The sequence below is a fragment of the Alloprevotella sp. OH1205_COT-284 genome, assembly GCF_003859795.1.
Classification (GTDB): Bacteria; Bacteroidota; Bacteroidia; order Bacteroidales; family Bacteroidaceae; genus Alloprevotella.
Map to the genome: position 1 here is coordinate 1 of NZ_RQYI01000022.1, position 12,708 is coordinate 12,708.

General features: G+C 50.1%; 10 protein-coding genes and 4 tRNA genes. 12 read left to right on the plus strand and 2 right to left on the minus strand.

All coding sequences use genetic code 11. The annotated features are described in order from the left end of the window. The first annotated feature begins 466 nt into the window (after positions 1-466). From EII14_RS06430 to EII14_RS06440, 3 genes are all read left to right on the plus strand, one after another. Positions 467-540, plus strand: a tRNA-Asp gene (locus tag EII14_RS06430). 23 nt (positions 541-563) lie between these two features. After that, a tRNA-Arg gene (locus EII14_RS06435) sits at positions 564-637 on the plus strand. 33 nt (positions 638-670) lie between these two features. Then, positions 671-744 (plus strand) — tRNA-Arg (locus EII14_RS06440). 192 nt (positions 745-936) lie between these two features. Here EII14_RS06440 and EII14_RS06445 read toward each other — a convergent pair. Then, positions 937-1,023, minus strand: a tRNA-Ser gene (locus EII14_RS06445). A gap of 151 nt (positions 1,024-1,174) precedes the next feature. On the opposite strand from EII14_RS06445, the gene EII14_RS06450 reads away from it, so the two are divergent. After that, positions 1,175-2,362, plus strand: coding sequence for a Gfo/Idh/MocA family protein (locus EII14_RS06450; RefSeq protein ID WP_124931755.1), 1,188 nt, complete (start codon positions 1,175-1,177; stop codon positions 2,360-2,362). A gap of 63 nt (positions 2,363-2,425) precedes the next feature. After that, a complete protein-coding gene (locus EII14_RS06455) occupies positions 2,426-3,394 on the plus strand; it encodes a D-2-hydroxyacid dehydrogenase (RefSeq protein ID WP_124931727.1) in 969 nt (322 codons plus the stop codon). Between the two features lie 61 nt (positions 3,395-3,455). On the opposite strand, the gene EII14_RS06460 is transcribed toward EII14_RS06455, so the two are convergent. Further along, the gene (locus EII14_RS06460) at positions 3,456-5,510 is read right to left on the minus strand and encodes an OmpA family protein (protein WP_233569398.1); all 2,055 of its coding nucleotides are present in this window, start codon (positions 5,508-5,510) and stop codon (positions 3,456-3,458) included. Between the two features lie 258 nt (positions 5,511-5,768). Between EII14_RS06460 and nagA the strand changes: the two genes are divergently transcribed. The 7 genes from nagA (at position 5,769) to EII14_RS06495 (ending at position 12,491) form a co-directional block, all read left to right on the plus strand. Further along, complete coding sequence (gene nagA, locus EII14_RS06465) at positions 5,769-6,926, plus strand: N-acetylglucosamine-6-phosphate deacetylase (protein ID WP_124931729.1); 1,158 nt, start codon at positions 5,769-5,771, stop codon at positions 6,924-6,926. Positions 6,927-7,019: 93 nt separating this feature from the next. Beyond that, positions 7,020-7,892, plus strand: a complete 873-nt coding sequence (locus EII14_RS06470) for an electron transfer flavoprotein subunit beta/FixA family protein (protein WP_124931730.1) — start codon at positions 7,020-7,022, stop codon at positions 7,890-7,892. A gap of 2 nt (positions 7,893-7,894) precedes the next feature. Beyond that, complete coding sequence (locus EII14_RS06475) at positions 7,895-8,917, plus strand: electron transfer flavoprotein subunit alpha/FixB family protein (protein WP_124931731.1); 1,023 nt, start codon at positions 7,895-7,897, stop codon at positions 8,915-8,917. 15 nt (positions 8,918-8,932) lie between these two features. After that, positions 8,933-10,642 (plus strand): acyl-CoA dehydrogenase family protein, encoded by a 1,710-nt coding sequence (locus EII14_RS06480; RefSeq protein ID WP_124931732.1) that lies wholly within the window; start codon positions 8,933-8,935, stop codon positions 10,640-10,642. Between the two features lie 87 nt (positions 10,643-10,729). Next, complete coding sequence (locus EII14_RS06485) at positions 10,730-11,458, plus strand: tRNA 2-thiocytidine biosynthesis TtcA family protein (protein ID WP_124931733.1); 729 nt, start codon at positions 10,730-10,732, stop codon at positions 11,456-11,458. A gap of 352 nt (positions 11,459-11,810) precedes the next feature. Continuing rightward, positions 11,811-12,125 carry a thioredoxin gene (gene trxA, locus EII14_RS06490; RefSeq protein ID WP_124931734.1) on the plus strand — a complete coding sequence of 105 codons (315 nt, stop codon included), beginning with the start codon at positions 11,811-11,813 and terminating at the stop codon, positions 12,123-12,125. 33 nt (positions 12,126-12,158) lie between these two features. Then, on the plus strand, positions 12,159-12,491 hold the full coding sequence (locus EII14_RS06495; protein WP_124931735.1) for a hypothetical protein: 333 nt from the start codon (positions 12,159-12,161) through the stop codon (positions 12,489-12,491). Positions 12,492-12,708: the final 217 nt, after the last annotated feature.

Consider the following 12,708-nt stretch of genomic DNA (forward strand, 5'->3'; position numbering starts at 1 on the left):
ATTTGTGTAGAAAGCATTGTTGCACATATATACACAGATGTTTGCGTTGAGTGTCTACACTGTCTACATTCGACGATCAATCATCTGATAATGAAAGCATAACAAATGTATGCAGAGGCATTTTCCGTTTGCAGCATCTACACTGTCTTTGAGAAATCGCCGCAATCGACGAATTGTTGCAGGCGATGTGTGGCGTATGGTTCAAATGTATGATGTAGATGCCGTGTGATGACTGCATACATTCGTATCTCTTTGTGTACGAGAGGGATATATCGAAAATGTAGGTTATGTATAAGAAATAAACAAAAACACATGAGGGGGCACGATATTGCATTGACGATTATTTTTTCAGAAAAAGACCCGAAAACATTTGGACAATTCAAAAAAAAGCATTTCCTTTGCACTCGAAATCAAAACCAACACATCCTTTTCTCCAAGGATTTTAATAATGATTTCAGATCTCCAAGGTGCGTTAGTTCAGTTGGTTAGAATACATGCCTGTCACGCATGGGGTCACGGGTTCGAGTCCCGTACGCACCGCCCCAATTCCTTTTATGGGAAACGGTTCCGTAGCTCAACTGAATAGAGCATCTGACTACGGATCAGAAGGTTACAGGTTTGAATCCTGTCGGAATCACACTTCACTCGTCTATGAAGCAAAACAAAAGACGGCTCCGTAGCTCAACTGAATAGAGCATCTGACTACGGATCAGAAGGTTACAGGTTTGAATCCTGTCGGAGTCACTTCAAGAAGAAGCCGCGTCAAAATTCACAAGTTTTGATGCGGCTTCTTCTTTTTCAAATCTCCCAAGAACAAACATCGAATGGGGCAGTAAAAAAATAAGCCGCATCAAAACTTGTGAATTTTGACGCGGCTTCCTTTTCTTAGTACATTTTCATGTACTTTTTCAACACCTTAATAGCTAAGGCTCATTGCGGAAGGAGGGGGATTCGAACCCCCGGTACGGTAACCCGTACGTCAGTTTAGCAAACTGGTGGTTTCAGCCACTCACCCACCCTTCCATAGGGGGCATTTCCTTAAATGCGATGCAAAAGTAGCCTTTTATTTTGACTCACCCAAACATTTAAGACAAAAAGTGAACAAAAAAGAGAAAACAGAGCTTTTTCGTTTCTATTTTCGTATATTTGCTGTGCTTTTACTCCCATAACAATGATCCAACAACCTCTTGCTCTACGCATGCAATGCCCCCCTATCCCCTTAGTGCGGATAGGCCTCATCGGACTTGGACAGCGCGGTATGCAGACCTTACAACGATATGCTTTTGTGAAAGGAGCGGAAATACGTTGCTTGGCAGACCTTGAACAAGAACGTCTTGACGCCGGAAATGATGCTTTGCAAGAAAGCGGTCGGCCGCCGGCACGACCTTTTATCGGAAAAGAAGCATGGCGGGAAGTTTGTCGGCAGCAAGATATAGACTTAATTTATATCTGTACGGACTGGAACAGCCATGCCGAAATCGCCATTGAAGCCATGAATTGCGGAAAGCACGTTGCCGTGGAAGTGCCGGCCGCAACAACCATAGAAGAGTGCAGGGCTTTGGTCAAAACGGCCGAACAAACCCGCAGACATTGTTTCATGACAGAAAACTGCTGTTATGATTGGTTTGCCTTGGCTACGCAGACCCTACACGCCAAGGGTTATTTTGGAACAATCACGCATTGCGAAGGAGCCTACATTCACGATTGGCGCGAACTCTTCTCGGCAGAAAACGACGCGGCGCGCACATGGTATCGCAGCAGCTGTCTTCATGGCGGCAACCCCTATCCCACACATGGCATCGGCCCTATCGCACAGCTTTTGGGCATTCATCGAAAAGATCGTTTTAAGCATTTGGTTTCCGTCACAGGACAAGCTGCCGGAAAAAACAGCTTGTTGGGACACACAAACACGTCGCTGATCACCACCGAAAGCGGAATAACCGTCTTGCTGCAATTCGACGGCACTACCCCACGTCCTTATTCGCGCATCCAAGGCATCTGCGGAACACAGGGCTTTGCCCAAAAATATCCGTTGCTGCATTTACAACATGAAGGAAAACTTCATGAAGGAGCGGAAGCGGAAATCTTCTTGCAGAAATACCTGAAAGGGCATGCCGCAGAGCTTTGGCTTGAAGGCCGTTCAAAGGGTGTACCCAATGAAATGAATTATGCCATGGACTGCCGCCTTATTTATTGTTTGCAGAAAGGATTGCCCTTGGATATTGACGTCTACGACGCAGCCGAATGGTCTTGCTTATCGGAGCTGACACGCCTCTCGGCGCAACAAGGCGGAGCACTCGTGGAGTTTCCGGATTTCTTGAATTTATCGGTCGAAGCCGACAAAAACTCCGACATGACATAAACCGACACACAATCATTCTTTCTTCTCTATATTTCCGTTTATACCCGCTTCATCACGTCCATTATGAATATTGTTTTTCTCGACGGTCACGCTCTGAATCCGAAAGAATTGAACTGGGATTCTCTCAAAAAACTCGGACATCTCACCATTTTCGACCACACGCCAAGTTCGGAGGTGATCGAGCGTTCCAAAGAGGCCGAGGTCATTATTCTCAACAAAAAGCGGATGTCGGAAGAAATCTTTAAGCAACTGCCCAAGTTACGCCTTATATTGGTGGCGGCCACAGGATACGATGTGGTAGACACGATTGCTGCCCACAGGTATGGCGTGACGGTTTGCAATGTTCCGGCATACAGCACACTGGCTGTTGCCCAACACACATTGGCATTGATGTTGGAACACACCAATCGCGTCGGCCATTATGCCCGTTTGAACCGAGAGGGATATTGGTCTAAAAGCAGCAGTTTTTGCATTTGGGACAAAGCGGTGGTTGAGCTTTCCGGAAAACGAGTGGCCTTGGTGGGTTTCGGCAATATCGGTCAAAAAGTGGCCCAGCTTCTTCAAGTTCTTGAAGCGGAGGTTTGCGCCGTCACCTCCAAGTCGCAAGAATGTTTGCCTGCCGGGATCACCCGCATTTCATTGGAGGAGGCTTTTTCCACGTCGGACATCATTTCGCTCCATTGCCCTCTCACGGCTCAAAATCGCGGCTTTGTCAATGCCGATCTATTGAAGCTGATACGCCCCGGCATGCTATTGATCAATACGGCTCGCGGAGGTTTGATAGACGATATTGCCGTAGCTGCGGCTCTCTCGGATGGAAGACTCGGTGGGTATGCCTGCGACGTGCTTAGCGTAGAACCTCCGTCAAACGATCATCCCATTTTGCTGGCTCCAAATACCTTGGTCACACCTCACATAGCTTGGGCAAGTGCCGAAGCCAGACAGCGTATCATCGACGTCATGTCCGACAATCTCGAAGCCTTCATCAAAGGGGCTCCGATTCATGTTGTTACGCCGACCGGTGAGCACTGAGTTTGAAACATGACGAAGCGACAATGCTTTGTGCTTACCTTTATTCTGCCTTACTTCGGCTTTATTCTTCATCGTCGTCATCTTCTTTCATGCGAAGATTTTCTTTTTCCGCTCCATCCGTTTCCGTCGGATGCCATTTTCCTTTTTCTCCGAAAAGGTCATAAGTTGTTCGCAAAACCTTAAACTCCGTACGTCGATTCAGTGCATGACACGAATCTTGTTGTTCGGGCGAAAGTTTTGCAATATAATCCGCCGTGAGCGTATCGCCTTCGTGCAAAAAGGCATGAGTTTCCACAAGTTTCTTATTCACAATTTTGGGCATGGTTTCCCCATAGCCTTTCGGCGTAAGACGTTCGGATGAAATGCCGAGTTGTTTCAAATACTTCACGACACTTTCCGCCCTCCGTTGCGACAGCTTCAAGTTATAGGCATCACTTCCACGCAAATCGGTGTGAGCACCCAATTCAATGGTGATGTGAGGATTTTCGGTGAGGAGCTTTGCCAAGCGCGTCAAAGCCTCGGAAGATTCGGGGGTGATGTCGGCTTTGTCGAACTCGTAAAACACATTGCGCACCAATACCGGGATACTCAACGACGGGAGCGGAAATTGCAACACATATTGATGTTCCACGTTGGCAGTATCGACATGCAGCTGATTAGGGTGATTGATATAGCCTTTGCAGGAAGCCATAAACAAATAGTCCACACCAACGCCCACTTTCTGCTCGAAAGATCCATCGGATTTCACCGGCAGTTTCAAGTTCGTGCCATCACTACCGATCATCTGCACTTGGGCATTAGGCAACTCGTAGCCATCTTGTTCGTAGACCCACCCTTTGACGGTAAGCAACACTTCGGGGAAAGAAAATTCATATAGCTTATCCCACCCGCGGCCTCCCGTAGATCGGGAAGACGAGAAAAAGCCGCGATTGCGCATTCCCTCGAAAGCGATGCCGAAATCATGACCGTTCGAGTTCATCGGAAAAGGCAGATGCTCCACCGCCCAAGTATGCTCGATTGTATCTTCAAGAGCGCGATAAAGATCCAATCCTCCCATTCCGACTCGCCCATCAGAAGAAAAATAGAGTTCTCCGTTGGCGCGAAAAGAAGGAAAAACCTCTTCACCCGACGTATTGACGGAAGCCCCAAGATTTTCAAGCGTCCCCACACCTTTATCCGACTGAATGGAAGCCCTCCAAAGGTCAAACCCTCCAAATCCGCCCGGCATGTCGGAAGAGAAATAAAGCCATTTCCCGTCGGGAGAAACCGCAGGGTGTGCATAGCTCGACAGGGTATCGCCACTCAGCTTCATCAATTCGGGTTTACCCCACGAAGCATCGGTTCGGGCAGACCTCCATATTTCAGCCATTCTCGGAAATTCGGGGTGTGTTTTGCAAAGCGTGAAATACATCGTTTTTCCGTCGGGAGAAAAAGCAGGTGTCCCCTCGTCGTATTCGGTATTGACAGCTTCCGGAAGCGCCTCTACGGCTTTCCATTTCTCTTTCTCATCGCGCTTCACGACAAATATATCTCCATTTTTCTGCCCCGTTATACCCGACGTTTCATTGCCTGTCGCCGAGCTTCGATTGGAGGTGAAATAAAGTTGAAGGTCTTTTCCTTCTCCCAACAAAGCCGGGGCATAGTCTGCCCTATTGCTATTGAAAGCAGCCGCGGGTTTCACCGTGTAGAGCGAACCTCTTATTTTCATCTCAGAAGCAGCCACAATGCTTTTCAAACCTCGCTTTGCCTCTTCGTGATCGGGCTTCATCTCCAAATAGGCGCGATATGCACGCTCCGCCGCTTTATGATCGCCTTGCAGCAGATACATCTCTCCCATGCGAAGAAAAGTCGTGGTGTCTGTATATTTGTATCGCTCGGCCGTGCGATAAGCCCCCAAGGCTCTCGACGAAAAGCCATATTTACGGTAGCATTCACCCATTAGGAAAGAAAGTTTTCCTCTTTGTTTTTTCTCTTTGGCGGGGGTGAGCCGATAGGCTTTTTTGTAAAATCCCGCCGCTTCCGCATATTCTCCGACCGACAAAGCACGCTCCGCCCGCCGCACATTTCTCTCCGGCGTGCTGCAAGCGGAAAGCAATCCCATAACGATTGCTATCACAAGAAAAGAATTGAAATACACTTTCATACTAAGTTATAACTTCTTTTTTTGCAAATTATTGTCTATCCTGCATTCGTTTATCAAAATAAGTTGTATTTTTGCTCCGTAAAGGACTCGTCCGATCACCAAAGCTCAAAACCTCGTTTTTCGCTTTGAGAGGCAGGTCGTTTTCTTGTTTTATATTTACGGAAATTTATTTCCGTCTGTTCACGATTGCCTCAACCGATTCATTAACCACTCTCTAAACTCTCATAACTTATGCTCAAACAAATCACCAATGGACGCATTCTGACGGCCGAAGGCTGGCTCGAAGAGGGCAGCGTCCTCGTTGAAGCTGGCAAGATAGTAGAAATCACCAATAATCGCTTACCCATTGCCGATGCCGAAATCATAGACGCCAAAGGTTGCGACATCGTGCCCGGTGGTATCGAACTTCACATTCACGGCGGTGGCGGACGCGATTTCATGGAAGGCACCGAAGAGGCTTTCCGCGTGGCTGTCGACGCCCACATGCAATATGGCACCACTGCCATTTACCCCACCCTTTCGTCAAGCACTCGCGAGATGATCGATGCCGCCATCAAAACTTGCGAAAAACTGATGAAAGAACCCGGAAGCCCCATTATGGGTCTGCACTTGGAGGGGCCTTATTTCAACCTCAACAAGGCGGGAGCGCAAATGCCCGAAATCATCCGCAACCCCGATCCCGTGGAATATGAGGACATTCTGAAAAACACCGATTGCGTCAAACGCTGGGACGCCGCTCCCGAACTGCCCGGCGCAAAGGAGTTTTTCGAATGCTGCGTGAAGCACGGCTGCAAACCCTCCATTGCCCATACCGACGGAGGTTGGGACGATGTGCTGATGGCCTATAAGGCCGGAGCCGACCACGCCACCCACTTCACCAACGCCATGAGCAGCTTGACCAAAGCTCGCGAATATAAGAAGGTGGGGGTTGTAGAAAGCGTTTTCGCCATTCCCGATTTCACGGTCGAAGTGATTTCCGACGGCATCCACGTTCCGCCCGTGCTGATGAAGCAGATTTATTATGCCAAAGGCGTGAAAAACATGTGCTTCGTCACCGACTCATTGGCTTGCAGTGCATCTCGTTCGACCTACAACTTCGACCCTCGTGTCATCATCGAAGACGGAGTTTGCAAATTGGCCGACCGCAGTGCCTTGGCCGGCTCGGTTTCGACCATGGACCGCTTGGTGCGCACCGCCGTCAAAGAAGCGGATATTCCCATGGAAGACGCCTGCCGCATGATCTCCGAGATTCCGGCACGCATTATGAAGATCGACGACCGAAAAGGCTATCTTAAAAAAGGCTACGATGCCGACATCATCATGTTTGACAAAGACATCGAAATCAAATTCGTGATGCAAAACGGCAACGTCAAGCGTAACGATCTCTAACACCGACACAACCTACTCTGCCCTTCCCCTCGTTTCGCCCAAGAAACGTTTGGAAGGGCTTATGTCTAATACAACGTTCACAACCATTCATTCATGAGTCTAAACATTGTTGTGCTTGCCAAGCAAGTGCCCGACACCCGAAACGTCGGCAAAGAGGCGATGACTCCGCAAGGCACCGTAAACAGAGCGGCCTTGCCTGCCATCGTCAATCCGGAAGATTTGAATGCGCTCGAACTGGCTTTACGCTTGAAAGACAGTCATCCGGGCAGCGTTATCACCATCGTGACAATGGGCTTGCCCAAAGCAGCCGAAGTTTTGCGCGAAGGACTTTATCGAGGTGCCGACCGCGGCATTTTGGTGACCGACCGTGCCATGGCCGGTGCCGACTCGCTCGCCACGTCCTACGTTTTGTCGCAAACCATCCGAAAAATCGGCGTGCCCGACTTTGTCATCTGCGGACGCCAAGCCATCGACGGCGACACGGCACAAGTCGGGCCGCAAGTGGCCGAAAAGCTCGGTCTTAACCAAGTGACTTACGTTGAACAGGTGGACGAGTTGAAAGACAACAGCATCATCGTCACGCGGCGCATCGACGGAGGCGTCGAAAAGGTGAAAGCTCCGCTGCCGCTTCTGCTCACGGTGACGGGGTCTGCCGCCCCTTGCCGTCCGCGCAATGCAAAGTTGCTGATGAAATACAAACGCGCCCTCGCCCCTTCCGAAAAGCCGGCCACCGGTTTGCCACACGCCGAAGAATACGAGAAGAAGCCTTATCTCACACTGACGCAGTGGGGCGTGCCGGAGGTGGAGGCCGATTTGGCACAATGCGGCTTGGCCGGATCGCCCACCAAGGTGAAATCGGTGCAAAGCGTCGTGTTCAAAACGAAAGAAAGCAAACACCTCGGCAGCAGCGACGCCGAAATAGAAAACCTTATTGTAGAACTCCTTGAAAGCCACACCATCGGATAGCCATGAATAGTGTTTTTGTTTATTGCGAAATTGAGGGAACTCAAATCGAAGAAGTGAGCTTCGAACTGCTCACGAAAGGACGAAAATTGGCCGACGAATTGAATGTACGCCTTGAAGCCGTTGTTGTCGGTGCCGATGTAAAAGGAGCGGTCGAGAAGCAGATCATGCCCTACGGCGTCGACGTGCTCCACATATTCGACGCTCCCCGGCTCTCTCCATACACGACGCGGCCGCACGCCTCCATTCTCATTCGTCTCTTTGAGAAAGAACAACCGCAAATCTGCCTGATGGGAGCAACCGCCATCGGCCGCGATCTGGGACCGCGCGTGAGTTCAGCCCTCACAAGCGGACTCACAGCCGACTGCACGGCGTTGAAAATCGGCGAGTACGACGACAAAAAAGCCGGCAAGCACTACGACAATCTTCTCTACCAGATTCGTCCGGCTTTCGGCGGCAACATCGTGGCTACCATCATCAATCCCGACAACCGCCCGCAGATGGCCACCGTCCGCTCCGGAGTGATGAAAGCCGAAGTGCGCGACGAAGCCTATCGGGGAGAGGTGATCTATCATGACGCGGAGGAGTACGTGAATGCCGAAGATTATGCCGTACAAGTGATTGATCGGCATGTAGAAAAGTCGAAGAACAATCTGAAAGGCGCTTCCATTATCGTGGCAGGAGGCTACGGGGTCGGTTCGAAGGAGAATTTCGACCTGCTTCGCCAACTGGCCGAAGAGCTTCACGGCGAAGTCGGCGCCAGCCGTGCCGCGGTCGACGCCGGCTATTGCGAACACGAATTGCAGATCGGTCAAACGGGTGTCACCATTCGTCCGAAAGTATATATCGCTTGTGGAATTTCGGGTGCCATTCAGCACGTTGCCGGCATGAAAGAGAGCGGCATCGTCATCTCCATAAACAACGATCCCAATGCTCCCATCAATGCCTTGGCCGACTATGTCATCACGGGCAACATTGAGGAAGTCGTGCCCAAAATGATTAAGTATTACAAGGAAAAAAGCATATAATCCTCTTCTACCACTATGGCAAATCACTATACAGAGCACCCCGAACTCAGGTTCGAGCTCAATCACCCCTTGATGAAGCGCATCGTCGAACTTAAAGAGAGAGATTTTCGCGACAAAGACGAATACGACACGGCTCCGCTCGATTTTGAAGATGCAATGGACAATTACGACCGCGTGTTGGACATCGTGGGCGAAATATCGGGCACCATCATTGCCGACAATGCCGAAGGAGTAGACATCGAAGGGCCTCATCACGAAGGCTGCCGCGTGCGCTACGCTTCCGGCACTCAACGCAATTTGGACGCCATGGTCAGTGCCGGACTGAACGGCATGACGATGCCCCGACGCTACAACGGGTTGAACTTCCCCATCATGCCCTACACCATGTGTGCCGAACTCGTCGCCGCGAGCGATGCCGGATTCGGCAACATCTGGTCGCTGCAAGACTGCATCGAAACGCTCTATGAATTCGGCAACGAGGAGCAACACGCACGTTTCATTCCGCGCGTGTCGGAAGGTGCAACGATGTCCATGGACCTCACCGAACCCGACGCCGGTTCCGACCTGCAAAGCGTGATGCTCAAAGCCACGTTTGACGAGGCCGAAAACTGCTGGCGACTGAACGGGGTGAAGCGTTTCATCACCAATGGCGATGCCGACATTCACCTTGTACTCGCCCGCTCGGAAGAAGGCACGACCGACGGCCGCGGCTTGTCGATGTTCATCTACGACAAACGCGACGGCGGAGTCGATGTGCGCCGCATCGAGCACAAGTTGGGCATTCACGGCAGCCCCACCTGCGAACTGGTTTACAAGAATGCGAAAGCCGAGCTTTGCGGTTCGACGCGCATGGGGCTTATTAAATACGTAATGGCACTGATGAACGGGGCCCGCCTCGGCATCGCCGCGCAATCCGTAGGTCTTTCGCAGGCCGTCTACAACGAGGGGCTGGCCTATGCTCGCGAGCGCGAACAATTCGGAAAGCCCATCATTGAGATCCCCGCCGTCTACGAAATGCTGGCCAACATCAAAGCCAAGCTCGACGCCGGACGCGCCCTGCTCTATCACACGGCGCGCTGCGTAGACATCTACAAAACGCTCGAAGACACGTCGCGCGAACGAAAACTCACGCCCGAGGAGCGCAATGAGATGAAGCTCTACAACAAACTGGCCGACTCGCTCACCCCCTTGGCCAAAGGAATGAATTCCGAGTATTGCAACCAAAATGCCTACGATGCCCTCCAAATTCACGGCGGTTCGGGTTTCATGATGGACTACCCCATTCAGCGTTATGTCCGCGACGCACGAATCACCTCAATCTACGAGGGCACGACACAACTCCAAGTCGTGGCCGCCATACGCTTTGTGACCAACGGTTCGTATCTGGCTCAAATGCGCGAACACGAAGCAGCAGAAGTATCCGAAGCCATGAAACCGCTACAACTTCAAGCCCGCAACATGGCCGACCGCTTCGAAGAAGCCGTCAATCGGGTGAAAGAGCTGAACAATCAGGAGTATCAAGACATCTGCGCCCGATCTTTGGTGGAAATGGCAGCCGACACACTGATGCTCCACTTCCTGCTCTACAATGCCACAAAGGCTCCCGAACTTTTCGAGAAGTCGGCACGCGTCTACGGCCGAATCGTTCACACCGAAGTGGCCAAGCATCACGCCTTTGTCATGTCGCTCTCACCCGAAGATCTCGACGCCTACCGCCACGCGTGACCGCCCCTTCGTAACCTCATTGAGAAACACCGCCAATGGCCTTTCATTGTCGGTGTTTTCTGTTGCATTCTTTTCTTCTTTCTCTCCATGAAAAAACATCCCACCCTCACGCGTATCCGCAAACGACTGCGCGAAGCCGTCCGTCAATACGCGCTCATCGCCCCCGACGACAAGGTACTGATCGGACTGTCGGGCGGCAAAGACTCGCTTGCGTTGGTGGCACTGCTCGGCGAACTGCGACGACACTACAACCGCAACTTTCATTTGGAGGCCGTGCATGTGAAAATGTCCAACATCAAATATGAAGCCGACTTCGATTTTCTGAAAAACTTTTGCGATCAGGCCGAAGTGCCCTTCAAGTTGTTGGAAGCAAGTTTCAAACCCGACACCGACACAAAGCGCACGCCCTGCTTCCTCTGTTCGTGGACACGCCGCAAAGCATTGTTCGAATATGCCCAACAGGAGCATTTCAACAAAATAGCCTTGGGACATCATCAAGACGACATTCTCAAAACCGCCATGATGAACCTCACTTATTCAGGCTCCTTTTCCACCATGCCCGTACTCCTCCGGCTCGACAAGATGCCCATTACGATCATTCGCCCGCTGTGTCTGCAACACGAACAAGACTTGAGGGAATTGGCCGCTCTGCAACATTTTCGTCCGCTGCAAAAGGAGTGCCCCTACGATCGCGAAAGCACACGAAACAGCATTGACGAAGTGCTCTCCGCAATGGAACGCCTCAATCCCGAAAGCCGCTATTCTTTGTGGCACGCCCTCGAAAAAGAAGGAAAATTGGTTGAAAGCAACCGTTAAAGCACTTTTTCAGACCATTTCCGCCCTCCAAAACGTCCCGACCGAGACGAATAAACATCTGATATTCGGACTTCTTGTTTTAGTAAACGTATGGTTTTTCGGCAGTCTTATTTTGCACGTTCAAGGTATTCTCCCCAACAACTCGCGTTGCATTTGCCGACAGCGACAACACGAGAGGAGGCATACACTTTTTCGGACCTACCGAAGAGCACTTTCGTTTCTACACGAGAAAACGATGTTTTTTGAACTAAAATATGTATAATTGTCAATGTTTCTATCTTGAAATATTATCTTTGCAAAGAAAATCAATTCTTAATAAGCAACATTTTATTCACATTTCAGTATCGTCATTATGGCAGCAATAGTAAATACCCAAACATTCAAGGAACTCGTTCAAAAAGACAATCTTCTCGTCGTAGACTTCTACGCCACTTGGTGCGGTCCTTGCAAAAAGTTGGCTCCCGTTCTCGATGAAGTATCCCAAGAGTTTGAAGGAAAAGCCACTATCGTGAAGGTCGATGTAGACGAAAGCGAAGACCTCGCCGTCGAATTTGGCATTCGCACCATTCCCACCGTGTTGTTCTTCAAAGGAGGTCAAATCGTAGACAAATTTGTCGGTGCGGTTCCCAAATCCGAAATCGTCAGCAAAATACAAGCACTCCTTTAATTTCCCCCTTTCCCTCTTTCTCAAAACACGCTTATGGCAATTCTCGATGATGAATTGATGAACGACGCCCAATTTGACGCCGAAGTCATCACCTACGTTCGCAACTCTCTCCCCCAAGAACTCAAAGACAAGTTCGACGACGATCTTCTTTACTACTTCCACGACTTGCTGGAAGAATACTTGGCGGAAAGCGACACTTTGGAAGCCGAACCCGACGAAGACGGATTTGTCAATGTCGATGTCGAAAAAATCGCCGCTTATCTCAAAAAGCAAGCTAAAAAAGAGAAAGTCGGAGATTTCACCGAAGAAGAGTTGTTTTTCATCGTCAATGCCGAACTGTCCTTTGGCGACGATTTTGAAGAATAGCCTCTCCGTCCTCTCACATTGACACCTCCTAATTCTTCCTCTTAGGAAGAAAAATCTACTCGGCACTTAGAAAATTCCAAATGCCGAGTAGAACAAACGATCACTGACCTAAGTTTTACAAGTTGGAGCTTGCGAAATTTAGGTCAGTGATCGTTTGTTCTACTTGTTACTCCGTTTACTCCACTCCTTTGGTAAGATACATTCCGACGCATAAAAA

Coding starts and splice junctions, on each gene's coding strand:
- EII14_RS06470 (WP_124931730.1), top strand. CDS start 7,020: ATGAGTCTAAACATTGTTGTGCTTGCCAAGCAAGTGCCCGACACCCGA.
- nagA (WP_124931729.1), top strand. CDS start 5,769: ATGCTCAAACAAATCACCAATGGACGCATTCTGACGGCCGAAGGCTGG.
- EII14_RS06480 (WP_124931732.1), top strand. CDS start 8,933: ATGGCAAATCACTATACAGAGCACCCCGAACTCAGGTTCGAGCTCAAT.
- EII14_RS06475 (WP_124931731.1), top strand. CDS start 7,895: ATGAATAGTGTTTTTGTTTATTGCGAAATTGAGGGAACTCAAATCGAA.
- EII14_RS06495 (WP_124931735.1), top strand. CDS start 12,159: ATGGCAATTCTCGATGATGAATTGATGAACGACGCCCAATTTGACGCC.
- trxA (WP_124931734.1), top strand. CDS start 11,811: ATGGCAGCAATAGTAAATACCCAAACATTCAAGGAACTCGTTCAAAAA.
- EII14_RS06455 (WP_124931727.1), top strand. CDS start 2,426: ATGAATATTGTTTTTCTCGACGGTCACGCTCTGAATCCGAAAGAATTG.
- EII14_RS06485 (WP_124931733.1), top strand. CDS start 10,730: ATGAAAAAACATCCCACCCTCACGCGTATCCGCAAACGACTGCGCGAA.